Genomic DNA, 25,578 nt, shown 5'->3' on the forward strand with positions numbered 1-25,578 from the left:
TCCCCTTATCTACGAAATGAAAATTGCTAGTCTATTCCCCAATTTATTAATTTAATCCACTATATATCCTACTTTTTGCAAGATTTTTAAAGTTGTATAGTTCAAACTTGGTAATGAATTTAAAGGAAAATACGATAGCTCTATACTCTCCTCGTCTTTTGTAAGTGTTCCAGTAACTTCTGTTGCTTTGTAAACAGCAGTTGCATTATATATCTCGTCACCATGTGGAAATTTAAAATATAATTCTTTTCCAGAAACTACTCCCAAAAGTTCTAATTGATTTGCTACAAGACCAGTTTCTTCAAATAACTCCCTTTTGGCGGTCTCTTCAAATGTGTCGCCCATCTCCATACCTCCACCAGGAATACCCCAATCTTTTGTATCTGAACGTAATTGCAATAACAATTCATTTTCCAGATTCATTATGATTATTGCTGATCCCGGGGCAATAATAGGTTTTGTTCCTATGAATCCCCTTAAATACTTTATGTAATTCATGACATTCTCCCTTTTGCATAAATTTCGGATCTATATATGTGAAATAAAGAACCCCATTTAATTCGCTAGGCCGCCTTAACACAGTTTAAATAGGCTTTCATTTGTTTAACATATCTAAGTCAATTTCATGTTTATTTATTTTTAATTAGAATGATCAATCTTCAAAAAAATCACCCCACATCATATACTTATTTCATTCAACCATATAATCAAACCCTGCAACATATCTGAAGTAAACTGGTGATCGACGCCCTTGTATATTAATAGCTCCACATCTTTTCTTCCTTCATTTTCAGTAAGGTAGTTAAAGTAATCTTTTTGACCATCTAAAGAAACAGTTTTATCTGAGTCACCATGTATAAGAAGCACAGGTGAATCACAATTCTTCTGTCCAATGGGATCAAACTTTTCAAGGATCATTTCCAGTTCCAGTGGTATATCTGGTCGATTATCCATCTCCCTGAAGATCTTTTCTGACAATAAAAATGACCCTGATCCGTTAATATTTGCTAAACCGCCTACGTTTTCTTGTGAGGCAAAAATACCATTAGCTATAAAACCACCCATAGAACTGCCCGCAAGTACTGTCTTTTGCTTAGAAATTTTTAATTCATTAAAAAAGTCATTAAACTCAGCAATACTTTCGATAATTGTTTTCCAAAAATAGTTTTGAAGAGTATCTTTCTCAAAATGTTTTTTCAATGGATTTCTAGTATCATGGTAAAGGATTTCTGGCATTATTACGGTATGTCCTTCTTTGGTAATCTCTTCAGCAAGACTTTGAAAACTGTCAACATCAGTCCCCCAGCCATGGTAAAAGATTACCGTTAATGCACTTTTATTAATGGCAATTGGTTCAAATATATTGTATTTAAAGTGTTTAATTTTTATCTTTTCCACTGGAATATCCTCCCCCGATTCCCACCCTACTAACTATTAGAAAGTAAACTATATAATGGTATCGACTTATCTTCTTAAGATAGAGTTAGTATCCTATCATTTTTGAATTAACACCAAATAATAGTATTTTGCATCATTTAATGAATGATTCAATTCGAGAATTGTTTGAAAAGCGACGTAGAATGCAATTCCCCCAAGAGCACCAATAATCAGTAGGAGTAGAGCTTCCTTAAGCATTTCTTTTTTCTTTTTCTGAACAATGACTACTGTTATTACTATAAGTAGCAAGTAACACACGGAGAGTATCAGCCTTAACTTTTGCGCACTGATGTCTCCAACTACATTCATGAACCTATGTAGGTCCTCCTGATTTTGTTCACTTTCTTTAATCACAGATACATCGCCTTTGTAACCAACCTCCCACGTGAATGTTTCGTGTTCCTTTATTACCGTATATTGATAGCTACCTGCCTCGTCCTCTCTGATGATTTGAGAACTTGCGCCAGCTTTATGTTGCGAATTTAGAATTAGGAAGAGCCCTGTAAACACCAGCATCATAAGCAATAATTTACTTTTCAACTTCGTCTTCTCCTTCGATTTTAATAAGTACTTTTTCATTCAAAAGTCGGCAAAAATGTTTCACTTAATTCTCTCCGAACACGCGTAATATGCTCTTCCATTAGTTTCTTCGCTTCCTGAGCATTGCCCGATGCGATTGCTATATAAATCTCCTTATGTTCCTCGAATGTATCCTCGTAGCGATCTTCATCTAAAAAGCGGTGTTTCCGTGTCGCACGAATTGTATCCTCCATTCGTTCAGTCAGCGTTTGGACCAAATTAATAAGTAGTTTATTATGCGTAGCATAGACTATTTGCAAATGAAAATGCAGATCAGCCTGTACCCCCGCTTCTGCATCTTGCCACGATACAGCCATTTGTTCTAGTGACTGACGAATCTTTTCCAAGTCTGCTGAAGTTGCTCGTTGTGCGGCAAGAGATACCGATTCAACTTCCAACGCACGGCGCAGCTCCAACATTTCATAGACCAAATTGTTTTCAGCTTGAATAATTGTAGTTGAAAGTGCATCACTTACTAACTGAACTTCAGACGTTTTGATGAAACTCCCCCCACCTTGTCTGATTTCAATAGCACCGCTAATCTCTAATGCCTGAAGTGCCTCTCTCACAGAGGTCCTGCTTACACCAAACCGACTTGCCAATTCTCTTTCGGGCGGCAATTTATCACCCGATTTTAGTTTTCCATTTAAAAAGAACTTTTCTATCTTTTCAATAATAACTTCATAGGTCTTTTTCTTCTGTAGATTCAACGATTTCCCCCCTTACATCGAACCTTTTTCGTAACTTTAACGATATCAATGAAATTTGGAATAATCAATGTCTCAAAATAATCGTTGCACTGTTCAGATTATTAGGTATAATGAAAAGTGGTTGGACCAAAATTTAAAATTTCGAATTACATAAAATATTGGTATGACAAATTAGTTGATTAAGGAGAGAAAATATAATGAAAATTTCTACAGTAAATATAGTTGAAGCGTTAACAAAAGTACTTAAGGACGAGCAGGTAACCATCAATGAAACCATAAGAGAGCTTCATGGCAGGGATGAATCGTATCACGCGGCAGGACTTCCGGACATTGTGGTTTTCCCAGAATCGACTGAAGATGTTAGTAAAGTAATGATAGTATCGAAAGAATACCAGGTTCCGGTCATTCCATTCGGTCTCGGTTCAAGCCTGGAAGGACATGTAATCCCTTCAAAAGGAGGAATCACAATTGACTTCTCGCTGATGAACAAGATTATTGAAGTTCGAGAGAATGACTTTCTCGTTAAAGTACAGCCTGGTGTAACCCGTACACAGTTAAATAAAGAACTGAAAAAGCACGGGCTGTTTTTCACTGTCGATCCGGGAGCGGATGCAACACTAGGTGGAATGGCGGCTACAAATGCAAGTGGAACAACGACCGTCAAATACGGTGTCATGCGTGATCAAGTCCGTGATTTAGAAGTTGTGATGGCCGATGGAACCATCATTCATACTGGGAATATGGCCGCGAAGTCTGCATCTGGCCTTCATCTGAACGGTCTGTTCGTAGGATCTGAGGGCACGCTTGGTTGCTTTACGGAATTAACACTACGCGTATACGGAATTCCAGAACACGTCACAGCTGCACGGGCTTCCTTTGCTACTGTCAATGACGCGGTCGAAGCTGTTGTGTCCATTCTACAGGCTGGTATTCCGATCGCACGGGTTGAGTTAGTCGATGAACCATCTATAAAACAGGCGAATCTGTACAGTGAAACCAACTACAAAGAAAAACCAACGCTATTCTTAGAATTTCATGGGAATGAAGCAGGATTAAAACAAGATGTTGACTTCACAAAAGAAATTGTTAAAGACCATCATTGTGAAGACATCGAATTCGAAACGGACAACGCGGGACGCAACAGACTATGGGAGGCGCGGCATAATTTAGCCTATGCCTTCATCCACGGTTATCCGGGGAAAAAGATGATGGTAACGGATGTTTGTCTTCCGATTTCAGAGTTGGCAGGTGCCGTTGAACATGCACGCGAAACGGTCGAGTCGCTAGAATTGACCGGAGGAATTGTCGGTCACGTAGGCGATGGTAACTTCCATGTACTGCTGATGATGAACATGAACGATGCAGAAGAAGTTGCGAAAGCCGATGAGTTGAATGAACGAATCGTCATGTATGCGCTTGAGCGTGGTGGCACTTGTACTGGAGAACACGGGGTTGGGATTGGTAAACAGAAATACCAGGAACGAGAGCACGGTGCTGCACTCCTCGTTATGGAAAAAATTAAAAAAGCACTTGATCCAGACAATTTATTGAATCCAAATAAAAACGTGAAGATGGACTAGGGAGGATATCTACTATGAAAATACTTGAAACCCTTAGCACAATTGCAGGGAAATATTTTGCCTTTTGGGTTATCGCGATTGCCGTAATTGCCTTTATGGTCCCAACACCCTTTTTAGGGTTGGGCGGCTATATTACAATTTTACTAGGTGTCGTCATGTTCGGAATGGGACTGACGTTAAAGCCCGTTGATTTCAAAATTGTCCTGACAAAACCGCTACCTGTAATTGTCGGTGTCGGTGCCCAGTTCATCATCATGCCCCTAGTTGCATTCGCATTAGCTCACTTGCTCAAGTTGCCCCCTGAATTGGCGGCGGGCTTAGTGCTTCTCGGGTGTGTTCCAGGCGGTACGGCCTCCAATGTTATGGTCTATCTTGCGAAAGGAAATCTTGCGTTGTCAGTAGCAATGACTTCCCTTTCCACTTTATTGGCTCCAGTCGTCACACCACTTTTGTTGCTTTTACTTGCGGGACAATGGCTACCCGTTGATCCAGTTTCGATGTTCAAGTCAATCGTCCAAGTGATTATCATCCCAATTATATTAGGGTTTGCCGTCCAAAAGCTTTTCCCGAAAGCTGTCGAAAAAAGCATTTCGATTGTACCACTCATTTCAGTAACGGCGATTTTAATCATCGTATCAGCCGTCACTGCCGCCAATGCGGATAATGTTGCAAGTTCAGGACTCGTTGTTTTCATCGCCGTTTTCCTTCATAACGGATTCGGTCTACTACTTGGCTATTTGACAGCGGTAATGCTCGGCCTGAACGAAAATGATCGACGAGCCATTTCAATTGAAGTTGGCATGCAAAACTCTGGATTAGGCGTGGCTTTGGCGACTGCTCACTTTAGCCCGCTTGCAGCACTGCCGAGCGTTTGGGGCGCGATCTGGCATAATATTTCGGGCCCAATCCTCGCCACGATCTGGTCAAAGAAACCGATTGTTGAAGAGAAAGATGAACCCGATGATGCACCGGAAGTTACGGTTTTAACTCCTTCCGAGAAATTGTAAGAATGAACATAGGACTTGTTTTGACTTAATATCTTTATTATAAATTTGTTATCACCGTCTCCATGGTTGTTATCACCGCTATAGGATAAGTTATCACCGCCATGGTTAAAAAACACCGCAAGAAGAGGGGGTTTCTCAAAAGTCGAGTTTTCGACCAACGAGAACCCCCCTTCTTTTCTGTATAATGTTAATATATACAAAACAAAGAGTGGGAGTCGATTGTCTATGTTAAAAGAACGTGTGTATTATGCAGATCCATATTGCAAATTGTTTACGGCTCAGATTATTAAAGCGGCACAAGATGCAGAAGGAAATCACTATGTCGTGTTAGACAATACAGCGTTTTATCCGACAGGCGGCGGCCAACCGCATGACATGGGGACATTGAATGGGATTCAAGTACTCAATGTAGAAGAAGTAGAAGATGAAATTCGCCATACATTGGCTGAAAGTCTCGGTTCTGCAACCGAAGTAGAGGGCGCTATCGACTGGCAGCGGCGCTTTGATCATATGCAACAACATGCAGGACAGCATATTTTATCAGCCGGATTTGTTGAACTGTTCGAGTTTCCAACAGTAAGTTTCCATTTAGGTAAAGAAATTGTGTCAATCGATTTGGATATGGAGGATGTATCTCCAGAGCAATTGGACGCGGTGGAAAAATTAGCGAATGACATTATTTCAGAAAATAGACAGATTGAAATAAAATGGATTACTGAGGATGAACTGCATCACTATCCTCTTCGCAAACAGCTGGCAGTGACAGACGAAATTCGACTTGTCATTATCCCTGATTTTGACTATAACGGTTGTGGTGGTACACATCCAAGTACAACGGGACAAGTAAGCGCACTGAAGATTTTATCGACAGAGAAGCATCGAGGTAAAGTACGCGTGCATTTCGTTTGCGGTGGACGTGTGTTACAGCAATTGCAACGAAAAAATCAGGTGTTAGCGGAAACATCCAGACTATTAAGTGCCCCGGACGTTGGTGTTGCGGATGCAGTACAAAAGTTATTAGAAATGAATCATTCACTCGAGAAATCGTTGGCGGATACGCAAGAAGCACTGTTAGCATTTGAAGCGCAAGCATTGTTAAGGCAACAGGAAAATGGCGTTGTGAAAGCACTCTTTACAGATAGAACTGTCCAGCAATTACAGAAACTTGCCCGACTTCTTGTGACTGAAGCAGATGAAGTAATTGTACTTCTCGTTGCTGAAAGTGATAATCGATTACAGTTTGTCGCGGCTCGAGGAGCTTCTGTAGAAACAAGCATGAAACAAGTCGCATCTGCTACACTTCCCCTGATTAACGGAAAAGGCGGCGGGAATGATGCGTTTGTCCAAGGTGGCGGTGAACGATTGGTATCCGCAGAGGAGTTACTGACTGTGATGGAAGACTCATGTGACGAAAACTAAGGTATATGAAACTTTGGTTAAATTGAAACGTAAATAGAGAAAGGGGTGATTATTTTGAAAAAGTATCTGATCTTTATCATTAGTTTTGCAGCGTTGTATACGCTATTCCAACTTTCATCAGGAGCAATTCTTACCGCTCTCTATAAGCCGGATATATTTTTAATGCAATCTACATCGAATCAAGAAGCCATATATGGAGGGAGTTCTACTATTCCCTTATTATTCATCCTCCTATCATCAACAATTGCCTACTTCCTTTCGCAGAAACTAGGTAGAACTTCAAAAGCATCTGATGAACTTGCGAATCCTTGAGTTCGTACCAACCTACAATGAACCATTCTTGATTCTTTTTAGTACAAGCACTAAACTATGAAAGCATCGCTATTAATAAACAATTCCATAGAAATAACAGGAGGTACTATTAATGCATAAAACAGAAGAAATTTTAGAAGCTAAAAATTACATTCTTAGTAAAACAAAAGAAGTTCCCGAAATCGGAATTATCCTAGGTTCTGGATTGGGCGGCCTTGCCGATGAGATAGAAAACGGAGTTGTCATTCCATACGAGGATATTCCTTTTTTCTCGAAATCAGCTGCAGTTGGTCACGCAAATGAATTAGTTATCGGGCGTTTAGAAGGTAAAACAGTCGTGGCTATGAAAGGACGTTATCACTTCTACGAAGGGTATTCTTTAGACGAAGTTACCTTCCCTGTCAGAGTGATGAAAGCATTAGGTATAGAAAAACTAATTATCACGAATGCGTGTGGAGCGGTAAATACTGACTTTAATCCGGGCGAGTTAATGCTAATTACAGATCATCTTAATTTAGTTGGCATAAATCCATTGATTGGTAAAAACAACGATGATTTAGGAACGCGCTTCCCAGACGTTTCTGAGGTTTATAATCGCGAAATGAGAGAAATAGCGTTAAAAGTAGCGCGTGAGAATGACATTACATTAAGAGAAGGCGTCTATGGTTGGTGGAGTGGCCCTATTTACGAAACACCTGCTGAAATCCGTATGATTCGCATTTTAGGTGGAGATGCAATTGGCATGTCAACAGTGCCTGAAGCAGTTGTTGCGATTCATTCAGGGCTGAAGGTATTAGGAATATCTTGCTTAACGAATATGGCGTGTGGGATTCTAGATGAACCATTAAGTCATGAGGATGTCATAAAAGTTGCTGCTCAATCTCGAAGTGCATTTGTACATTTAATTAAAAACGTCTTGCAAGAGATTTAAAGAAATTAATAAATACGAAAAGCCTTCTGAGAAACACTCCCAGAGGGCTTTTCACATGCTTATTAATAGACTTCAAAGTTCTGACCAGTTTGTAGGCCAAAGACACTTTTTTCAAAAGCAAGAACTACACGCCTTACAGGTACTGCATCAAACCCTTGGAAAAGGGTGCCGAATTTGTGTATCGACTCTTGTAACACATTTGGACTTACGCTATTAATGCGAATTCCTCTTGGCATTTCAATAGCCGCAGCTTTAACGAATGCCCTGACGCCGCCGTTTGCCAGAGCCGCTGATGCTCCTTTCGCGATTGGGTCATCCATCATAACCCCCGTCGTTAACGTGTAACTCCCACCATCGTTCATATTATTAAAACCTAAAAGCACTAGATTGACTTGCCCTTTCAGTTTGCTATCAATCCCGATGTCATTCAACTCGGGTGTCATATCCGTAACTGCGTCGAAATGAGCACGACCTGCTGCATTAATCACCGCGTCAACTTTGCCAACCTTTTCATACATCTTTTTAATGCTCTCTACTGACGTAATATCAACAGATACATCGGCACCATTTCGTCCGGCACGAATGACCTCGTGATTTTTCTCCAGTTCTTTAGTAACCGCATTACCAATCGTTCCACTTGCACCTACGACAAGTATTTTAATATGTAGCCCCCCTTTTTAAAGTATCTAGCTTCAATTAGTTATTGTTCCATCATACTTATCAAATGCACTACTTATGAAAAATACCCCAAATGAATTTTCTTTGTTCTTAAAAGTACCTCATCCAAAATACTTCACACCAATCTGTATAATCAGGAGCACGGTTACGATACGTAGTAGTGGTTTAACATGCTCTGTTTTCAATTTACGTGCGAGACGAACACCAAGTTGTGCACCACTTATCGAACCAAGCATTAATGCAATTGTGAGTGGCCATATTATTTTCCCCGTCGAAATATAACTGATTGAGGCGCCGAAACAGCTTGAAAAAATCATGATACGAGACAAGCCGACTGCCCTCAAGTAAGAAACTTTCAATCGAGCAAATAAATATAACGCTAACGTTCCGCTACCCGGTCCAAAAACGCCGTCGTAAATACCAATTCCATACAATGAAGTGGCACTTTTTTTAGTTGCACGAAAGGATTTATTACCGTCAAAATCCGCTTTTCCAAGAAATGATGAGATGAATGCGAACGTTAATAGTATAATCGCGATAACAATCATCCATTCTTCTTTCAAAAAGGAAGCGATTACTCCGCCCGTTACTCCTCCAGCAAGACTGATCGGAACAACCGTAAGTGCTTCTTTGACCGTTACTTCTTTATTTTTATAAATCACAAGAAAACTTGAAAATGAGCTCACTGTGTTTGATACTTTATTGGCCCCAATTGCCGAGTGGACCGGCAATCCCATCAGCAGCATGGCCGGCAAACTGATAAGTCCCCCACCCCCTGCTAATGTACCAAGCGTTGTTGCAGCAAACCCGATGAAATAAAGCAAGATGTATTCCATATAGCATCCTTCTTTCAGTGAAAACCTCTATATGACTAGCATATTCAACCTTAGTCCATAAGTAAATTCAATTGTATGAATGAAAGTACATTCGAAAAACGAATGAGCTAATCTGTATATAGTACTCAAAATACACGCTGCGGCTGTTGCTCCGTAACAACAATGAATGTACATGGAATGAAAAATGCTCCTTCCGATTTATTCGGGGGAGCATTTTTCATTCCAGTTAGTTAATCAATAAGCGCGACTGAACCACACAGTATATTTTGCTGCTGTTCCACAATTGATGCATGTTGACTTTGTAGCGGGTGGATTGAATGGGATATTACGCGTCGTAAATTTTGTTTTTTCTTTCACTTGTTTTTCACAGGCGTCATCTCCACACCAGCCCGCAAGGATCCAACCTGGGATTTCTCCATTTTCTGTCGAGTCAGCAATATGTTGCGTTAATTGCTCGAGTGAATCGACATGCGTATGGGAATGCTTTTCACGGAATGCACGTGCTTTGTCCAATAAGCGAGTTTGCATCGTGTTAAGCGCGCCTTCGATGCAGTCAGCTATAGTTGGAAGATCAACAGAAATTTTTTCTTCTTCATCGCGAGCTTTTATTATTGCTTGGTTATTCACCAAGTCACGTGGCCCTAATTCAACTCGAACCGGCACACCTTTCAGTTCCCATTCATTGAATTTATAACCCGGTGATTGATCAGAATCATCCAAGCGCACGCGAATTCCTTTTGCCTTTAATTCCGCATAAATCTTATCAAGTCTTTCCATAATTTCAGGATTCTTCTTCCAAGGTCCTACTGGAATTAATACAACCTGCGTCGGTGCGACACGTGGCGGCAATACAAGCCCTTGTTCATCGCCATGCACCATAATAACAGAACCTATCAATCGGGTAGAAGTCCCCCAAGATGTCGTATGGACAAATTCATGCTTATTTTCTTTATTTAAATACTTAATATCAAATGCTTGCGCGAATTTTGTTCCTAAATAATGTGAAGTTCCTGCTTGAACTGCTTTTCCATCCTTCATCATTGCTTCAATGGAGTACGTATCTACAGCACCTGCGAAACGCTCGGAAGGTGTCTTTTGACCATCATATACTGGAATCGCCAGCAACTCTTCGACAACTTCTTTATAAATGTTGAGCATTTGCATCGTTTCAGCACGTGCTTCTTCTTCATCCACGTGAGCTGTATGCCCTTCTTGCCATAAAAACTCAGACGTCCGAATGAACGGCAATGTTTTCTTTTCCCAACGGAAGACGTTCGCCCATTGGTTAATTAACACAGGAAGATCTCGATAGCTTTTAATCCAATCCGAATAAAGATGCCCAACCATCGTTTCAGACGTTGGTCGAAGCGCTAAACGCTCTTCTAGCTTTTCACCTGCAGCTTCGGTAACCCAAGGGAGTTCTGGTGAGAACCCTTCGATATGATCCTTCTCTTTTTCAAAAAACGACTCTGGAATAAGCATTGGAAAATAGGCATTTCGATGCCCCGTTTCTTTAAAACGTCTATCCATCTCGGCTTGGATATGCTCCCAAATTTCATAGCCATCCGGTTTGAATGCAATGCACCCGCGAACTGGCGTGTAATCCATTAAATCCGCCTTTTGAATCGTGTCGATATACCAGCTTGTAAAATCATTTTTCTGTTGATTGGTCATTAATTTCCCCTCCTAAAATAATAAAGAAATCCTTCGGTTGCCTGAAGTCTAGACATCAAAAAAGCACAAAGTTGTCCTTATAATAAGGACGTCTTTGTGCTGAATGGACGTGGTACCACCTTAGTTTAGCCTAAATCAATTGCACCCCGGTGTAATTGCGTCCAGATTTCGAATTGCATGTGCGCAATTCAAAATCTGTGACATCCGCCGGAGGCTTTAACTTAATTCAGCTGAATTAAGTTAAATTCAAGCCCTCTAAAACGTTTGATAACGAAAACGACTCGGTTATGTTGTCATAACATCTCAGTGGTAGGTTTCGACAAGAAGCGGTGATATAGCTCTCAGTAAGTCGCTATACTTTCTGGTTCACAATTCTTGTCTACTTGGTCACATCAAAGATTTCATATTACTTTTAATATATCAAATACTCGCGGTTCATACAACTTCAATGAATGTCGACAGGCACTGGAAAATTATTTGGGCAAATACGGTCGTAATTTTTGCATATGATTCCCATCGAAGTTGCCTCTTACGATGTAGATGAAGTCTGTTCTAATTTAAGATTAGATTTATTGAGCTATTATTACTTGTCATGCTATACTAAATGGGCATTTAATTGAGAATGATTTTCATTTGAAGTTCAAAAACTTCATATACTATCTAAACATAAAGGGGATTATCAGATGAGTCAGCAAGAAGGGAAAAATGTGGTTGAACAAAACATTATAGACCGAAGAACAATCAAATCTTTTAAAAAAGATCCGATTAGTGCTGAAGTAATCATCGAGCTGCTAAATGTCGCGAAATGGGCACCGAACCACAAGTTGACGGAACCGTGGCGCTTTCAGTTGTACGTGGGTGAAGGAAAAGAACAATTTGTTCAGGCCTACATTGACTCGCAGCCGAAAGTAGATGGCGAAGTTTCAGAAAAAGTGAATAGAAAAGCACAATACTTCCGAGATATACCCGTTCATCTTGTAGTCATTATGCCTGAAGATCCCCGTCAAAGAAGATGGGATGAGGATTACGGGGCAATTTCCTCTCTAATTCAAAACTTCCAACTTGCGGCATGGGAAAGGGAAATTGGAATGATTTGGCGTACTAACGATTGGGTATACGACCCGGCATTCAGGGAGGCCATCGATGTCCTACCTGGCGAAAAAGTCGTAGCGACGTTGATGATCGGCTATCCTAAGCATATACCAGAGGCTCAACCACGCACGGATATTCGCGAGCTTATTACGATCATTAATAAGTAATTTTTCGAATTAGAGACTATATATGTTGAATTAAAGAATCCCATTGAATCGCTTCGGCTACCCCTGCTAAGGCGCCTTCGCTCAGTATATATACCGGATTCAACATATATAATTATATTCAAGAAATGCGCTTTCTCACACAGACCATCCAGCGCAGGCGCGTCTTCGTGGTAGCCGGAGCGATAAGACTGAAAGCGGTCTTCTTTCTGGCTTATCGCGGGAGGCATCCACAAAGCGCCAAAGCGGTATTGGTAGGAGTTCTAATTTGCTCTAAGTAATGGTGCCTTTTCAGTGGCCTCCCAAATGCCCTTGTAAAGCGCATAAGCCATATTCATTTGTTCAACATATAATAAGTAGTACTTGTGAGCGGTTATCCGAATTAATTTATACATCTACTCATGAACTCCTATCATTAGCCATATAGTTAGGCTATATAAGTTGATATATGGAGGAGGATATCATGCAGACGAAAGAAGTACGCTTACGTCGAATCCAGCAACTAGCTCATGAAATCATGGATGAAATGAATAGAGGGAATGAGCCAAGACAGTTTGAGACGCTAAATCTCGCGGTTGATAATCTATCCCGGGCCCTTGGAGACTTAGCAGATCCATCCGGTAACTATTCACTCGACTATATAGAAGAAAAATTAGGAAAAGCACATTATCTATTATTTAAAAACGAAAAAAGGATAAAGCTTCATTCTTAATAAGTGACAGTCACTACTAGCCAAAATCCCCACAATCTCGTCGTAAACTTCTACGAGATTGTGGGGATTTTTGTAACGCCCTAGATTTTCACTTTAAGCAGTACCACCTTTTTTCTTTCTAAGTTCCCGTCGCACAATGTGGACTACTGCCTTGAACTAGTTAAAAACCATATTCCTCATCTTTCGCTTTTCGAATCCCTACATAAGCATCGACAAGAAGCACGGTATCTTCCACTAAGCGCTCCAGACGGAAGAGAACATCATCATTAACGATTTCTTTGCGATGGAAATCCTTTTCTTCTATAAACACATAAGTAGGTACAATATGTGCCTTCATATACGCTAAAATTGGCTTTAACTGTTGTTCCGCCATCAAATAATGCTTAGCTGTACCTGCTGTTACGAGCATACTCACTACTTTATCCCGGAACGCATTGACTGGTAATAAATCAAATATATTTTTGAGCGTAGCCGGAATAGAAGCTTGGAACGTTGGCGATCCAATAATGATTGCATCCGCGGCCATAAGCGTTTCTGTAACATACTTGGTGTCACCCTCGTAGTCCCAATAATTACGCCCGTCACTAAAAACCATTTCAAATTCAGCCAGATCCAGTAATGTAATCTCTGCATCCGGGTATTTTTCATGCGCTATTTTGACTGTATAATCCATCGCTGTTCTTGTTTTAGACCCTACATTGGAGCCCGATAGTAAGACGATTTTCATGCTAGCATCTCCTTATTTACCAGCAGTATATTTCTTAACTGCTGGTAGTATTTCTGTCGCAATCAATTCGATATTTTTCATAACTTTATCAAACGGTACGCCACCAAAGTCAATTTGTGCCATGAATCGCTGTTGACCAAATAGCTCATATTGGTAGAGCATTTTTTCAATAATTTGCTGTGGACTACCAATCATTAATGCATCGCGCGTATCCGTTGATTGTGCAAATTGTTGTTTCGGATAGCCGCCGCCTCTTAACGCCTGCATACCTGCATTGGCATGTGGATAATATTCACGAAGCGCATCCTGTGAAGTTTCTGCTGTATAGAATAGGCTCGTTGTTGCAATTGGCAACGCCGCTGGATCAAAACCACTACGCTGCGCCGCCTCACGATAGGCATCCACCGACGCCTTAAAGTTAATCGCTGGTCCACCAAGAGTTGTCAGCATCATCGGGACTCCTGCATACCCCGCCTTAATCGCACTCGCGGGTGGTCCTCCTACTGCACGCCATATTGGCAGATGACCATTCTGCGGTTGTGGTAAAATCGTTGCATTTTCCAATGGTGCCCGAAATTGCCCCTGCCATGTCACCGTTTCTTCATTATTTATCTTCAACAGAAGTTCTAACTTTTCTTCAAATAACTCTTCGTAATCATGTACGTCAAACCCAAGTAAACTATAGGCCCCAATCCGTGAACCACGCCCTGCAACAATTTCAGCTCGACCTTTTGAAATTAAATCAATCGTGGCAAAATCCTCATAGATACGCACAGGATCAGATACACTTAACACCGTTGCAGAACTTGCAATTTTAATATTTTTTGTTGCCTGTGCGATAGCGCCTAAAATGACCGTATGCGCTTGTGTTGTAAAATGCGTTTGATGACTCTCCCCTACTGCAAAAACATCTAGTCCCGCCTCATCAGCCAACTTACTTGCTTCAATCAATTCGTGAATACGCTGCTCTGCGCTAATACGACTTCCTGTTAACGGATTTAGTAAATGATCCCCAATCGAATATAAACCAAATTCAAGTCCTTTAGTTGTGTCAATACGGTATTTCTCCATTTTCATCGTCTCCTTTTTCTATGCCCATACTTTGTATCGTTTCTATTAATCAATCGGTTGTAGTTTCGCTTCAATTTCTGCACGTTTTGATTCTAAAAATGGTGGTAAATCTAATTCTTTTCCTAAATCTTTAACCGCTGAATCAACTGTAAATCCAGGTCCATCTGTGGCAATTTCGAATAAAATGCCATTTGAATCACGGAAGTATAAGCTTTGGAAATAAAAACGATCGATAACACCAGATGAATCGAAGCCACGTTCTTTCACGACTCCGTCCCAATAGCGCAGCTCTTCCTCGTTCTTCACACGAATCGCTAAATGATGAATACTGCCTCGGCCCGGTTTTTCACTCGGTCCCTCCAACTGCTTCAAAACAATTTCACCAAATGCTTGCCCAGCAACCGACTGATAAATAGCTTCTTTCTCAGAATGAGCTACTTCCACATAGCCAAACATCTCTTGCAACATTTTAGCCGTCCGTTCCAAATAACGTACTGTTATTTCCGTAGTTCCCATTCCTAAAATACGATGCTCTTGCTCCACAACTGAATCTTCCCAAGGCGACCAAAATTCAGGTATCGCTTCGCCATTATTATTTAGCAAGATCATTCGTAACCCCTCTGTATCCTCAAATGGCAGCGCTGCTCGACCTGCATACGTTGTAATGTCTCCGTGCTCTACATCCAATTGCTCAAAGCGCTTTTTCCAATACGTTAAACTTTCAAGTGATGGCACGAGTAAGCCGATTTGTGTTATGGCATTTGTTCCACGGACGGTTTTTCCAGCGTTCGTCATTTCAAAAAATGATAACTCCGTTCCTGCACTTCCCGTTAAATCCCCATAAAACAAGTGATACATGGATGGGCTATCTTGGTTAACCGTCTTTTTCACACGGCGCAAGCCTAATACATCTCGGTAAAAGTGATTAGTCGCTTGAGCGCTTTTTGTAATCATTGAAATGTGGTGATGTCCTGGTATCTTATACATGCTAGTTCCTCCTTGGTTTTTAAATTGATTAGTCAAGTGATAGTGCAAAAAAAATCACTCCAGCGGCAATTCTTTTTTTTGACTATGTTTATGGATGCGTGTCATTAATTTGTAAAGTGTTTTCTCTTCTTCCTCGTTTAATACATCAGCAAAAAATGACGTTTGAAACGCCAGTTGAGCTGGCATCGCCTCTTCTAAAATCGCTTCAGCCTTGTCAGTTAAGCTAATCATTTTCGTTTTCCAGTCTTGCTTACGTACAATATAGTCTTCTTTTTCAAGTCGTGCGAGCATGCGGGAAATACCGCCTTGCGTAACGGTCACTTTTTCAGCTAATTCACTTTGTGTAAGTGGCTGGTATATCTGAATTTGAACAAGTACATCAAATTGGGCAGTTGTTAAATCAAAACGCTTTAAAAACTCATTCGACAGTTGGTTACTTTGGTTTGTAAAACGCATTAAACGTAACCAAATCAACGAGCCAATCGTATTATTACGCATCTTGTTTCGCCTCCTCATCACTAACCTTAATATCACTTTACCACGCAAGTGATGGAGAATCAAGTTATAAACCTTGAATTCGAGATTTAATATTTAAACTTTTACTTTCTAATAAGCAACTGGTAACCAGAATAAAAACTTCCTACCTCGCACATTGATTATTACTATATAGTCCGCACTTAACGAATGGAATGTTCCCCTAACACCGCTTTGTCGCTTGGTGATGGCCTCACGCAGTAAGCCCGCCAGAAGATCACTTGGGAGGGATTGAACTGCATCCCTCCTTGGTCTTATTGCTCCGGCTCACACTTGTCGCTCATTCGCTAGTTTTGTTCGTTATACTGGTTAGCTATACCACCTAGTTAACTCTAAATAAGTAGTGCCGAGTATATAGTAGTTTGTTCATTTTTACTTATTCCACTATTAATAAATACGGACGTTATACGAATCGCTTAAGTACCGGTTAAAATGACAAAGGGAACAACCCCATTAAGAGTTGTTCCCTTTGTTGTGCTTATTTTAGGAGTTCAATAGTAAAACTAGATGTTTTAAACAACTTAGGCACTTTATCTTCAGATGCGGAGGCCTGATTACCAGCAACCCCACTTAAAATTACTACAAGTAAAAGAATAGATAAAAGTTTCTTCATTATAAATCCTCCCATTTTTTTATTTTTCTGAAAATGTTTTCATACTTATTTGCTTCTTGATAACAAATAGATGATAGCTTGTATTTCCGATTACTAAAATGCCATTCGGCAAGTGCTAAATAGTATTTGTGAACATATCGGTAATCTTGTACTTTTTTAAAGTATTCAATTGCTTCTTCAGTAATACTTTCGGATAAACCTCGTTCACTATGGAGGGATTCGAAAATATTAAAATGATGATAATACGATGTTAAGCTTTTATCTTTTAATTTTAAAAACAATGAGGTTCCCTCATCACACCATACTTTAACTAACGCTTTATTGTTCATCTTAGAGTATTCAATCACTAAACAAAGTATTGAAATAATTGGATCATTTTCATCAGTTTTATATGCAATGCTTTGTTTATAGTAAGCAATTGCTTCCTCTTTATTGCCCATTATACTAGATAAGGATCCTAAGTTATGATAGACAATTCCTTTTTCTCGGCGTAAATTGAATTCATCACAAATTTGCATCGCTTTTAGGTAGGATTCCAAGGCTTCTTGAAATTGTTCACTTTTCTTACGAGTGATTCCAATAAGTATGTAACACTCTAAAACTCTCTTCATTAAAAAGTTTTCCCTGAAATATTCAAGAGCTCTTCTTGTATATTCAATTGAGGTAAAGATTCGACTATCTGCGGTGTAAACTACCCCTATCATATAATTCAATTCTGCTTTTTCCCAAGCTTCTAATGCAATGTCATCGACTAATAATAACACATCTTCTAAATATTCAATCGATTTATTGCGATTTTCTGTTGAATAATTATAAATTGCTTTATTTACTTTATATAGATAGGTTTGCCGTGGGTTAAATTCTTTGCTTAACTCTTCAAGATCTTTAATTCCCTTTTTTATTTCATCCAAATTCCCGCCTGAAATAATGCGGAACCTTAATACAATCAGCAGATAAGTGTAGTAGAGCGTTCGATTTTCAAATAAGGGACTGTGTTGTTCTAAATACTCCAGTTTTTGTTTAGTAAAACTTTCATCTCGATTTGTGATTACTTCCTTGTAAGTAGCTTCTATCATTTTTTCAAAATCAATTTCAGTTTGCTGATTATTTTTCTGTAACTTCGATGAATCTATTCCTAAACGATTAAATAATAACGTGACTATGTCTTCGCTTGGGAAAATTAAATTCCGTTCGATTTTAGATAAGTAAGATGGCGTACAGATTCCTTTTGCTAATACTAATTGCTTCATTTCTTGTCTAATTCGTTCTGCCCTTATTAAATGACCAACTTTCATTAGCGAATCCCTCTCTTTTACAGCATAGTACATACTTAACATTAATCATACCATTTTAATGTGAGAAATTTATTACCGAAAGGCTTAAATAATGCATAATTCTAAATAAAATGTCCCAACCTAATTGGATGTTACTTTAGTCTTGTGGGTGGTATGTTTAACTTAGCAAGAAACAAGGGGTAGTACGCATGCGAATCGAAGACATTTATTCCCATAAAATCGTTAAGGTAATTAAAATAGATAAAGGCCATAGTCAATGTATAGATAATAATGGATCGGTTCCGGATTCTAAAGCAATTTCCAATATGTTAAATCTAGTGGATAAATTCATACCATTCTTTCGAAGGGAGTGAGATTATGCCTACAGAAACGACAAACGAGCAATTTGATGGTGAATATAAAGATCTGCAATTATATCAAATGAAAATTGAACTGATTGAGTTTTTGGATAAGATGAAGTCTAATGGATTCTTAGAATCAGTAGAATTTCGCGATATTTCAAATGAAATCAAGCAGATTTAACTCAAGGAGTTATTCATTCAATTCTATCATTGAAAAGTTTTTCAGTTTAATTTTGGTGAAACAAAACATGTGCTAATGCAGTTCTGAGTGAGTTAGTTTGATAGTTGGAAATCACTAAACCACTAGAGGGTAGTAAACAATACCAAAATACAGCCTACGCTAATACCAATAAAATCGTATACAACAAAAAACTCAGTCTAATTGTAATGACTGAGTTTTTTTATGCAATTGTAGTTCGCTGGCATAGATAGAAATCATTTGCTCCAAACCACTAACACAAAACAATAACTTTATTGGGTGTAGTTTGGGCTGGGATACTTCTAGTAGTAGCACCATAGGTAACAATTAGATTTCGATTTGCAATACTTCCGGTAAAGGCTTGCCCGTTTTCCAATAAGATTTTAGTATGCGAAGATATATTTAATCTTAATGCGCCGTCACTACTCTCTAATTGGCTGTTAAAAAAGGATACCTTCACATTTTGATAGGGAGTGTCTTTGGCAATTACAAGCGCTCGAAATTGTGGTGGGTATATGAGAGGGACTAACGCGTTCGCATCATAAAACCCTGTTATCTTATCTCCTACTGCCACCATTACATGATCTACAAAGTAAGTTGTAGGTGACACTACGAAATTGACTAACGTCCCGTTCCCATTTTCCACGGCTATTAATTTATAGCAACCGGCTTCGTTATTTTGCCCTATCGAAAAATCATCAATCGTCGTTACCGTACCATTAAAAGCTTTAAAGTTTATCATCCCGTTACCTCCGTTGCTAATCGAACTTATATCTATATAGATTATGCTATCTTAATATCGATTGTTCGCTAGACACGGAAGTTTGTGTAGGCAAATGTAAAGCTAGAAATATTATAGATCTCTGGCTTTAGTGCTTCTATTGAAAGCTGATGCACTATTAATGAAAAAACTGTTACCATGTATAAAAAAACATCTTTATCTACTAGATCTCATTGTAGACAAAGATGTTTTTTACTATTTATATGATGTGCCCTCTAACAGAAGTAACGAATCAGTTACTCATCTCTGAAAGTAGCTCATTAAAATTACCCAAAAAGATTTTCTGTTTTTCTTTTTCATGCTCATGCAGCGACGTGCTAATTCATGAGCTCTTGCTTCTTTCTGTAATTCACGCATCCGTTCACGGACGTATTCTATATCATGTTCAAACATTCTATTACTCCCTTAGGAGCACTTCCAAGTTTATTGTAAAGGTATGGCAAACACCATTCTTGTTATATATTTACCACCTAAATATACTGTTGGTGACTCCAATTTATTTTCTCCGAATCGCTTATTCAATCTGTTATTTACAATTTTGTTGATCATCTTTTATTCTCCTCCTCAATCTTATTTTTAATTAATTCTTAAAGTATTAAAATCTTTCACTATCCGCTCTCTGTAGATTCCTTCCTCAATACTTTTCTTTGCTGAATTACGTAAAACATAGTCAACACTCCTTTTCTACTTATTTATGCAACACGCAATGCGTGGAAACACCAATTTGTATTTAAATTGAACTCAAAAAGGCACACGCCTATTAAAATAAGCGTGTGCTCATTATAAAGAACGGCAGAATATATGCCATTCCGATACTAATTAGTTAAAAGAAAGATTGTTTACGCACGGAATGACTATAAAGTTATAGGTAGAATATACACGTTTAATCATTTTTTCCGTGCCTCCCTCTTTTTTGTAAATCTAACTACTTTAGGATACCATTTCCATTTTATAATTGTCAATACATTTAGATAATAAAGTTTCTTCGCATTCTAACTGCTTATGGATACCTTATACAGTTATTCGATGCATTGTTTTCCCTTTGCAACAGAAAAAGTTCTTTAGCTGATTTCAATCAATAGACTTTATTCTTCAAATTTTTCGTTCACTACTATAACTGACATCCAAAAACGGAGGCTATTATTATCGCCTTCGACATCGTTTAATCCCCATAAAAACCCTAAAAAAGTACCTGTTTCTGAAAAAATTCAGATCTAGGTACCTTTTTTCATATCTATTCATTAATACAAGATTTCATGCCTTTACAATTATCCGACCAAACACCTTTACATTGACAATGATTTTCGTCGACCAATGGGCCAGGACATATAAAATAATAAATACAACGACAAGTGGCTTAAATAAAATCCAGGCCACAATCCAAATTAGGAATGCATATATCGGTTTTACTCTTGTTAACAGTTTAGACGGCACCAAGAACAATCGGTACACTTTATATTGCTTTTGTAAAATTTCCAAGTACTCTTCTCTTAATTGGCGATTATCAGGTTTTATTCGGACTGCATTTTCCAAGTAATGCAATGACTTTAAATGATCTCCCCTTTGATCAGCTGCCCAAGCTAAATACATAAAGACAGTTGAATTTTCTGGCTCTAGTTCCAATGCTTGTTCTTCCGCTTGAAGAGCAAGATCTTGATTCCCCAAAATACTTTCAACATAACTGTAATTTGCAAGATAGAGTGCATTAGAAGTCTCAAATTTTAAAGCAACGAGAAAGCTTTCTTTCGCTTTCTTATAATTACCGCGCTGATTATAAATATTCCCTTTCAAAAAATAATAATGGCCTTCTTCGGGGTAAATCGTTAAAGCCTCTTTAATCGCGGTCATCGCTTCATCATATTTACCTTCTGTGTAAAGCGTCGATACCCTAACCTCCCACGCGACCTCATTTTCCGGTTCTTTCTTTAATGCTTCTTGTGACCAATGCCAAGATTTTTCAAAGTCATCTAACATTAAATAGACTTTACTGAGCAGCGCATAACCATCCGCATCTTCGGGGTATTGTTGAATGTAGTTTTCCGTCTCTTTAATGGCGTCTTTAAAACGACTCCACTCACACAATTGTTCAATCCGCATGAGTTGTGCATATTGTTTTTCTTCGTCCATCGCAACTCACAACCTATCTAATTCTATTCTCTTTTATATAATCAAGCACATGTTGATAATCCTTATTCACATCACTGAAGGTGGCGTAATTTTTAGCCGTGGAAAACCATTCCAAAGTCGTCGGCTTCCTTTGCTTCAATGCTCCACTTAAATCATCATTCGTTAACGGTTGTAGTTCACCCGCTTCCAACGAACGGTGTAATGCGGACTCGATTGCATCCCCGACAAGTTGGCCAAGATCAGCCCCAGAGAAATGTTCTGTTTTACTAGCAATTTTTTTATGATTTAGCGAAGACTGAGGTTTGTCTTTCAGTTTTAATTCTAAGATGACTTCTCTTTCCGTTTCACTTGGCGGGGGTATGAACAGCAACTGATTGAAACGGCCAGGTCTCCGTAATGCAGAATCCAAATACCACGGCGTATTCGTTGCGCCAATAACATAGATACCATGATTATGAGAATTTAGACCATCTAACTCAAGGAGCAACTGATTGACAAGCATCCTCTCATGATGTTGTCTCATGTTTTGCCGATTTCCACCAATTGCATCCAACTCATCAATAAATAAGACGCATGGTTTATTTTCTCGCGCTGCTTCAAATACATCATGGAGATTATGCTCGCTTTCCCCTACGTACATAGACAAAATTGCTTGTAATTCCAAATGTAGAAAACTGGCATTTATTTCACCTGCAATCGCTTTTGCCAAAAACGTTTTTCCACAACCCGGTGGTCCGTATAGCAGTAAACTTCCCCCGGCTTCTTTGCCATATGCTTTAAAAAACTCTGGATTTTTAAGTGGAAGGATGAAGTTCATCTGAATTTTCTTTTTAACATCCTCCAAACCGCCAACATCAGCAAACGTCTCCTTCGGCTCTGTCTTTTCAATAAGCGTATTTTTCGCCTTGTCAAATTGAATTACTTTTAGTTGTTTTCGTTTTCCTTCATAGTCATTCGTCATAATAGGCCCCTTTGCACAAATTCATCCTAGTTTCCGAAATGCAAATACTCAAATATTTCCATATGTTAATTTTAGAATAAAGCTTAAAAAACGTCTATGAGTACAAAGCACAAGGGTATAAAGTTTTGTTACAGTGAAAATTGCCTGGCAATCAAATTCCAAACTAGAATCCAGAAAACACGACTCGATTTGTACCAAACGTAAATACAGACAGCTGTGATGAATGTCTTTGTAATTCTTTATTTAGCGGCTTCCTCTTCACCCTACTGATGTGCACAACCGATAAAACAGCAGCCTCCTCCAATTTATCATTCTTATAAAGTTATAAGTTGCGAGGTTTTATTGGGGATTCTTTTGCAATCCGGTGTTAAACTTCAAACGAGTTTGCTATTTCTCTCTATGATAAAGTCAATAAAATATCTACTTGCTTGCGGAACAGCACTTTCGCAACGAGTCCTAGGACAATCGGAATGAGAATAATTTTTATGACCGACAAAAACATATCTCCTACTGAAACCGGTAGCCATTTTCTGGCAAGCAATAGGATCAATGCAGGTGCCGCAAAAGGTGCCTACAAAGTAGTACAAGATGTGATTCCTCGAGGCGAAGTCTTTTTCAAATCATTTTAAAAAATCACTTTTCATTTTCTACGATAAAGTTTGTCGTATTTCTTGAAATAACACATATCGTTGCTACTATTGTAACAATCTGGATGGGGTCATCGCCTAGACTTTCCTGAATAACAGAGGATTGTGGCAAAGAAGGAGAACTGATTTATCTCCCGGGACCCGCTTCCTCTTTTCGAATAAAGAGTGAACGAAACAGCAAATATCCAGTAGAAATGCTAAAATAGCTAGAACTCAAGTAAAGTTTTTTTGTATTCGTGCTATCATTCAATTGGCGATAAGTAGATGCACAAACAAGAACGTTCCCAAAGTAAGTGAACAGCTTTATTTGAGAGTAAATGCATTCTATTTATTGAAAAAGGATATGAAAATGCGAAGGCAAAGAAGATTACATCGCATGGTATTTCTACCGGACGTCACCATTCAATTGCAAGAGAGAAGCTAAAATAAAAGCCAACTATAGAACATCTTAGTCATAGTGAGCGTAAAGAAAAGAGGAATTTATTTTGAAACTGACAAATGAACTAGACTATAGCCGATTGAATCATCTAAAAAAAGAAATGACGAGATTCATGCTGGCCTATAAATTTGCGTTAGACGAAGTGAGCACCAAAATCAATATCTTGGAAGAAGAATTTCAATTAATACATGAATACAACCCCATCGAACATATTAATACCCGCTTGAAAACACCAGAAAGCATTATTAAAAAGGCACATCGTAAAAATGTTGAACTGTCCCTGTCTTCCATAAAGGAAAATATGCGGGATATCGCAGGCATTCGTATTAACTGCTCCTTTAACTCCGACATTTATAAACTAAGTGAAATGATTCAAAAGCAAAGGGATATTGAAGTGATTGAGTACAAAGATTACATACAAAATCCCAAACCCAATGGTTATCGGAGTCTTCATTTGATATTAAAAATTCCTGTGTTTATGACAGATCGGGTAGAGCACGTCTTTGTGGAAATGCAAATCAGGACAATTGCTATGGATTTTTGGGCAAGTCTGGAACATAAAATCTTTTATAAATTCAACAAATCTGTCCCGGAAAAAATTACGAAAGAGTTGAAAGAGGCCGCGGAATCTGCCAACGAATTGGATCAAAAGATGGAGAATCTTCAAAAAGAAGTCAATGAAATTAAACGAATGGATGAAGAGTTTACTACACCTCTTTTTAATGAAAAGAATGACTTCAATATCCCGCTTAAATTCTTAGAAATGATGAATGAAAGTAGCAAAATTAGCCTGACTGAAGTATAGCTAGTATTTTGGTTCCCAATTAATTCGCAAACCATTCATTTTCAACCTGGAAAGAGAGATGGGTTTGAAAGAGAACTGTTGTAAGATGCTGTTTGTTCCCGAGTATGGGGCAAACAGCTTTTTTTATTTATGCATGGATTAAAAAGCTTTCCCCAAGTGAATTTGAAGATGGACCTTCTGTGACTCCAGATACTAGGAATCGAAGTTAGAAATAGCGGGTTATGGTTTAACTTTTTAAGAAGTAATAATTATTTATAGATTGTATTGCACTCGTTATTTTACTGAATGTTCCAACACTGATATGCTAGTTTTAGCTAAAACCACAGCTGATAAGCAGAATCTTAAGAATGTGATTAATGCAATATTGAGCGTCTTAGACTGACCTTTTAGAATGACCGTTCCAAAAAGGATTCTACTTTTATAAGGATGGTGGCTAATCGATGAATTTTTTAGAAGTATTACAGAAGGTTGCTAAGGGCGAATTGCCTGAATCACCTGTTGCTGATTTAATTGGATTTAGAGTGACCAAAGCGGAGGATGCAAAGGTGATCATTGAACTCAACGTGACGGAAAAACTACACAATCCGATGGGAACACTTCATGGTGGAATAATATGTGATATCGCAGATGCCGCGATGGGCTATGCGTTTGCGACCACACTCAAGAAAGACGAACTGTTTTCAACGGTAGAAATAAAAACGAATTTCCTCAAACCAGTTTTCAGAGGTAAATTACGTGCTGAGGGGAAGTTAATGAAAAAAGGCTCTTCAATAGGTTTATTAACGTGTAATATCTTTGATGAAAAGGATGAGCTAGTCGCCTATTCGACAAGCACATGTATGGTGTTAAAAGGACAGTCTAATCAGAAGCGAATTCAGGTAGAGTGAGCCATGGATAAATAAGTAGTTGCACAAGTTATA

Annotated in this window: 27 protein-coding genes and 1 pseudogene; 10 read left to right on the forward strand and 18 right to left on the reverse strand. The window is 38.8% G+C overall.

Annotated features, from left to right (window positions below; genetic code table 11):
- Positions 1-51 precede the first annotated feature (51 nt).
- The 4 genes from MKY15_RS06610 to MKY15_RS06625 form a co-directional block, all read right to left on the reverse strand.
- A complete protein-coding gene (locus tag MKY15_RS06610) occupies positions 52-498 on the reverse strand; it encodes an NUDIX domain-containing protein (RefSeq protein WP_067213663.1) in 447 nt (148 codons plus the stop codon).
- Positions 499-678: 180 nt separating this feature from the next.
- Entirely contained in the window at positions 679-1,398 is a 720-nt protein-coding gene (locus MKY15_RS06615; RefSeq protein WP_067213664.1) for an alpha/beta fold hydrolase, read from the reverse strand.
- Between the two features lie 96 nt (positions 1,399-1,494).
- A complete protein-coding gene (locus MKY15_RS06620) occupies positions 1,495-1,977 on the reverse strand; it encodes a hypothetical protein (protein ID WP_342539292.1) in 483 nt (160 codons plus the stop codon).
- 35 nt (positions 1,978-2,012) lie between these two features.
- Complete coding sequence (locus tag MKY15_RS06625; RefSeq protein WP_342539293.1) at positions 2,013-2,726, reverse strand: FadR/GntR family transcriptional regulator; 714 nt, start codon at positions 2,724-2,726, stop codon at positions 2,013-2,015.
- A gap of 197 nt (positions 2,727-2,923) precedes the next feature.
- Here MKY15_RS06625 and MKY15_RS06630 point away from each other — a divergent pair, with 197 nt between their 5' ends.
- The 5 genes from MKY15_RS06630 to MKY15_RS06650 all read left to right on the forward strand — a co-directional run bounded on the left by MKY15_RS06630 (position 2,924) and on the right by MKY15_RS06650 (position 7,975).
- On the forward strand, positions 2,924-4,306 hold the full coding sequence (locus tag MKY15_RS06630; RefSeq protein ID WP_342539294.1) for an FAD-linked oxidase C-terminal domain-containing protein: 1,383 nt from the start codon (positions 2,924-2,926) through the stop codon (positions 4,304-4,306).
- A gap of 14 nt (positions 4,307-4,320) precedes the next feature.
- Entirely contained in the window at positions 4,321-5,313 is a 993-nt protein-coding gene (locus tag MKY15_RS06635) for a bile acid:sodium symporter family protein (protein ID WP_342539295.1), read from the forward strand.
- A gap of 225 nt (positions 5,314-5,538) precedes the next feature.
- A complete protein-coding gene (locus MKY15_RS06640) occupies positions 5,539-6,732 on the forward strand; it encodes a DHHA1 domain-containing protein (RefSeq protein ID WP_342539296.1) in 1,194 nt (397 codons plus the stop codon).
- Positions 6,733-6,786: 54 nt separating this feature from the next.
- Complete coding sequence (locus tag MKY15_RS06645; protein ID WP_340741087.1) at positions 6,787-7,044, forward strand: hypothetical protein; 258 nt, start codon at positions 6,787-6,789, stop codon at positions 7,042-7,044.
- A gap of 112 nt (positions 7,045-7,156) precedes the next feature.
- Positions 7,157-7,975 carry a purine-nucleoside phosphorylase gene (locus MKY15_RS06650; RefSeq protein WP_067213671.1) on the forward strand — a complete coding sequence of 273 codons (819 nt, stop codon included), beginning with the start codon at positions 7,157-7,159 and terminating at the stop codon, positions 7,973-7,975.
- Between the two features lie 62 nt (positions 7,976-8,037).
- Here the strand turns inward: MKY15_RS06650 and MKY15_RS06655 are convergent, their stop codons facing one another.
- The 3 genes from MKY15_RS06655 to proS all read right to left on the reverse strand — a co-directional run bounded on the left by MKY15_RS06655 (position 8,038) and on the right by proS (position 11,163).
- Positions 8,038-8,637: a short chain dehydrogenase gene (locus MKY15_RS06655; protein WP_342539717.1), complete on the reverse strand. Its 600-nt coding sequence runs from the start codon at positions 8,635-8,637 to the stop codon at positions 8,038-8,040.
- A 117-nt stretch (positions 8,638-8,754) separates the two neighbouring features.
- Positions 8,755-9,489, reverse strand: a complete 735-nt coding sequence (locus MKY15_RS06660; RefSeq protein ID WP_342539297.1) for a sulfite exporter TauE/SafE family protein — start codon at positions 9,487-9,489, stop codon at positions 8,755-8,757.
- Between the two features lie 234 nt (positions 9,490-9,723).
- A complete protein-coding gene (gene proS / locus MKY15_RS06665; protein WP_342539298.1) occupies positions 9,724-11,163 on the reverse strand; it encodes a proline--tRNA ligase in 1,440 nt (479 codons plus the stop codon).
- Between the two features lie 683 nt (positions 11,164-11,846).
- On the opposite strand from proS, the gene MKY15_RS06670 reads away from it, so the two are divergent.
- Both MKY15_RS06670 and MKY15_RS06675 read left to right on the forward strand, forming a co-directional pair.
- Positions 11,847-12,422, forward strand: coding sequence for a nitroreductase (locus MKY15_RS06670; protein ID WP_342539299.1), 576 nt, complete (start codon positions 11,847-11,849; stop codon positions 12,420-12,422).
- 460 nt (positions 12,423-12,882) lie between these two features.
- Complete coding sequence (locus MKY15_RS06675; protein ID WP_342539300.1) at positions 12,883-13,131, forward strand: hypothetical protein; 249 nt, start codon at positions 12,883-12,885, stop codon at positions 13,129-13,131.
- A 160-nt stretch (positions 13,132-13,291) separates the two neighbouring features.
- Here the strand turns inward: MKY15_RS06675 and MKY15_RS06680 are convergent, their stop codons facing one another.
- From MKY15_RS06680 to MKY15_RS06705, 6 genes are all read right to left on the reverse strand, one after another.
- Positions 13,292-13,858 (reverse strand): NADPH-dependent FMN reductase, encoded by a 567-nt coding sequence (locus MKY15_RS06680; protein ID WP_187046199.1) that lies wholly within the window; start codon positions 13,856-13,858, stop codon positions 13,292-13,294.
- A 12-nt stretch (positions 13,859-13,870) separates the two neighbouring features.
- Positions 13,871-14,929 (reverse strand): LLM class flavin-dependent oxidoreductase, encoded by a 1,059-nt coding sequence (locus MKY15_RS06685; protein WP_187046200.1) that lies wholly within the window; start codon positions 14,927-14,929, stop codon positions 13,871-13,873.
- A 45-nt stretch (positions 14,930-14,974) separates the two neighbouring features.
- The gene (locus tag MKY15_RS06690) at positions 14,975-15,916 is read right to left on the reverse strand and encodes a ring-cleaving dioxygenase (protein ID WP_338654568.1); all 942 of its coding nucleotides are present in this window, start codon (positions 15,914-15,916) and stop codon (positions 14,975-14,977) included.
- Between the two features lie 54 nt (positions 15,917-15,970).
- Positions 15,971-16,414: a MarR family transcriptional regulator gene (locus MKY15_RS06695; RefSeq protein ID WP_067213680.1), complete on the reverse strand. Its 444-nt coding sequence runs from the start codon at positions 16,412-16,414 to the stop codon at positions 15,971-15,973.
- A gap of 514 nt (positions 16,415-16,928) precedes the next feature.
- Positions 16,929-17,063, reverse strand: a complete 135-nt coding sequence (locus MKY15_RS06700) for a hypothetical protein (protein WP_255428532.1) — start codon at positions 17,061-17,063, stop codon at positions 16,929-16,931.
- A complete protein-coding gene (locus tag MKY15_RS06705; protein ID WP_187046202.1) occupies positions 17,063-18,358 on the reverse strand; it encodes a tetratricopeptide repeat protein in 1,296 nt (431 codons plus the stop codon). The genes MKY15_RS06700 and MKY15_RS06705 overlap by 1 nt, the downstream gene beginning before the upstream one ends.
- 357 nt (positions 18,359-18,715) lie before the next feature.
- Between MKY15_RS06705 and MKY15_RS06710 the strand changes: the two genes are divergently transcribed.
- Positions 18,716-18,880: a hypothetical protein gene (locus tag MKY15_RS06710; protein ID WP_156476125.1), complete on the forward strand. Its 165-nt coding sequence runs from the start codon at positions 18,716-18,718 to the stop codon at positions 18,878-18,880.
- A gap of 271 nt (positions 18,881-19,151) precedes the next feature.
- Here MKY15_RS06710 and MKY15_RS06715 read toward each other — a convergent pair whose 3' ends face one another.
- From MKY15_RS06715 to MKY15_RS06735, 5 genes and pseudogenes are all read right to left on the reverse strand, one after another.
- Entirely contained in the window at positions 19,152-19,640 is a 489-nt protein-coding gene (locus MKY15_RS06715) for a hypothetical protein (RefSeq protein ID WP_187046203.1), read from the reverse strand.
- Between the two features lie 279 nt (positions 19,641-19,919).
- The gene (locus MKY15_RS06720; protein ID WP_187046204.1) at positions 19,920-20,072 is read right to left on the reverse strand and encodes a hypothetical protein; all 153 of its coding nucleotides are present in this window, start codon (positions 20,070-20,072) and stop codon (positions 19,920-19,922) included.
- A gap of 861 nt (positions 20,073-20,933) precedes the next feature.
- Positions 20,934-21,806, reverse strand: a complete 873-nt coding sequence (locus MKY15_RS06725) for a tetratricopeptide repeat protein (protein ID WP_187046205.1) — start codon at positions 21,804-21,806, stop codon at positions 20,934-20,936.
- 13 nt (positions 21,807-21,819) lie between these two features.
- The gene (locus MKY15_RS06730) at positions 21,820-22,767 is read right to left on the reverse strand and encodes an ATP-binding protein (protein ID WP_187046206.1); all 948 of its coding nucleotides are present in this window, start codon (positions 22,765-22,767) and stop codon (positions 21,820-21,822) included.
- A 397-nt stretch (positions 22,768-23,164) separates the two neighbouring features.
- Positions 23,165-23,323, reverse strand: a pseudogene (locus MKY15_RS06735) (bile acid:sodium symporter family protein); the annotation flags it as partial.
- Positions 23,324-23,899: 576 nt separating this feature from the next.
- Here MKY15_RS06735 and MKY15_RS06740 point away from each other — a divergent pair.
- Positions 23,900-24,658: a GTP pyrophosphokinase family protein gene (locus tag MKY15_RS06740; RefSeq protein WP_067213688.1), complete on the forward strand. Its 759-nt coding sequence runs from the start codon at positions 23,900-23,902 to the stop codon at positions 24,656-24,658.
- Positions 24,659-25,098: 440 nt separating this feature from the next.
- Positions 25,099-25,545 (forward strand): PaaI family thioesterase, encoded by a 447-nt coding sequence (locus tag MKY15_RS06745; RefSeq protein WP_342539301.1) that lies wholly within the window; start codon positions 25,099-25,101, stop codon positions 25,543-25,545.
- Positions 25,546-25,578 lie beyond the last annotated feature (33 nt).

Origin of the sequence: Sporosarcina sp. FSL K6-1540, assembly GCF_038620285.1 — a bacterium.
Classification (GTDB): domain Bacteria; phylum Bacillota; class Bacilli; order Bacillales_A; family Planococcaceae; genus Sporosarcina; species Sporosarcina psychrophila.

Coding starts and splice junctions, on each gene's coding strand:
- MKY15_RS06610 (WP_067213663.1), bottom strand. CDS start 498: ATGAATTACATAAAGTATTTAAGGGGATTCATAGGAACAAAACCTATT.
- MKY15_RS06630 (WP_342539294.1), top strand. CDS start 2,924: ATGAAAATTTCTACAGTAAATATAGTTGAAGCGTTAACAAAAGTACTT.
- MKY15_RS06635 (WP_342539295.1), top strand. CDS start 4,321: ATGAAAATACTTGAAACCCTTAGCACAATTGCAGGGAAATATTTTGCC.
- MKY15_RS06640 (WP_342539296.1), top strand. CDS start 5,539: ATGTTAAAAGAACGTGTGTATTATGCAGATCCATATTGCAAATTGTTT.
- MKY15_RS06650 (WP_067213671.1), top strand. CDS start 7,157: ATGCATAAAACAGAAGAAATTTTAGAAGCTAAAAATTACATTCTTAGT.
- MKY15_RS06660 (WP_342539297.1), bottom strand. CDS start 9,489: ATGGAATACATCTTGCTTTATTTCATCGGGTTTGCTGCAACAACGCTT.
- proS (WP_342539298.1), bottom strand. CDS start 11,163: ATGACCAATCAACAGAAAAATGATTTTACAAGCTGGTATATCGACACG.
- MKY15_RS06670 (WP_342539299.1), top strand. CDS start 11,847: ATGAGTCAGCAAGAAGGGAAAAATGTGGTTGAACAAAACATTATAGAC.
- MKY15_RS06675 (WP_342539300.1), top strand. CDS start 12,883: ATGCAGACGAAAGAAGTACGCTTACGTCGAATCCAGCAACTAGCTCAT.
- MKY15_RS06680 (WP_187046199.1), bottom strand. CDS start 13,858: ATGAAAATCGTCTTACTATCGGGCTCCAATGTAGGGTCTAAAACAAGA.
- MKY15_RS06685 (WP_187046200.1), bottom strand. CDS start 14,929: ATGGAGAAATACCGTATTGACACAACTAAAGGACTTGAATTTGGTTTA.
- MKY15_RS06690 (WP_338654568.1), bottom strand. CDS start 15,916: ATGTATAAGATACCAGGACATCACCACATTTCAATGATTACAAAAAGC.
- MKY15_RS06695 (WP_067213680.1), bottom strand. CDS start 16,414: ATGCGTAATAATACGATTGGCTCGTTGATTTGGTTACGTTTAATGCGT.
- MKY15_RS06700 (WP_255428532.1), bottom strand. CDS start 17,063: ATGAAGAAACTTTTATCTATTCTTTTACTTGTAGTAATTTTAAGTGGG.
- MKY15_RS06705 (WP_187046202.1), bottom strand. CDS start 18,358: ATGAAAGTTGGTCATTTAATAAGGGCAGAACGAATTAGACAAGAAATG.
- MKY15_RS06710 (WP_156476125.1), top strand. CDS start 18,716: ATGCCTACAGAAACGACAAACGAGCAATTTGATGGTGAATATAAAGAT.
- MKY15_RS06715 (WP_187046203.1), bottom strand. CDS start 19,640: ATGATAAACTTTAAAGCTTTTAATGGTACGGTAACGACGATTGATGAT.
- MKY15_RS06720 (WP_187046204.1), bottom strand. CDS start 20,072: ATGTTTGAACATGATATAGAATACGTCCGTGAACGGATGCGTGAATTA.
- MKY15_RS06725 (WP_187046205.1), bottom strand. CDS start 21,806: ATGGACGAAGAAAAACAATATGCACAACTCATGCGGATTGAACAATTG.
- MKY15_RS06730 (WP_187046206.1), bottom strand. CDS start 22,767: ATGACGAATGACTATGAAGGAAAACGAAAACAACTAAAAGTAATTCAA.
- MKY15_RS06745 (WP_342539301.1), top strand. CDS start 25,099: ATGAATTTTTTAGAAGTATTACAGAAGGTTGCTAAGGGCGAATTGCCT.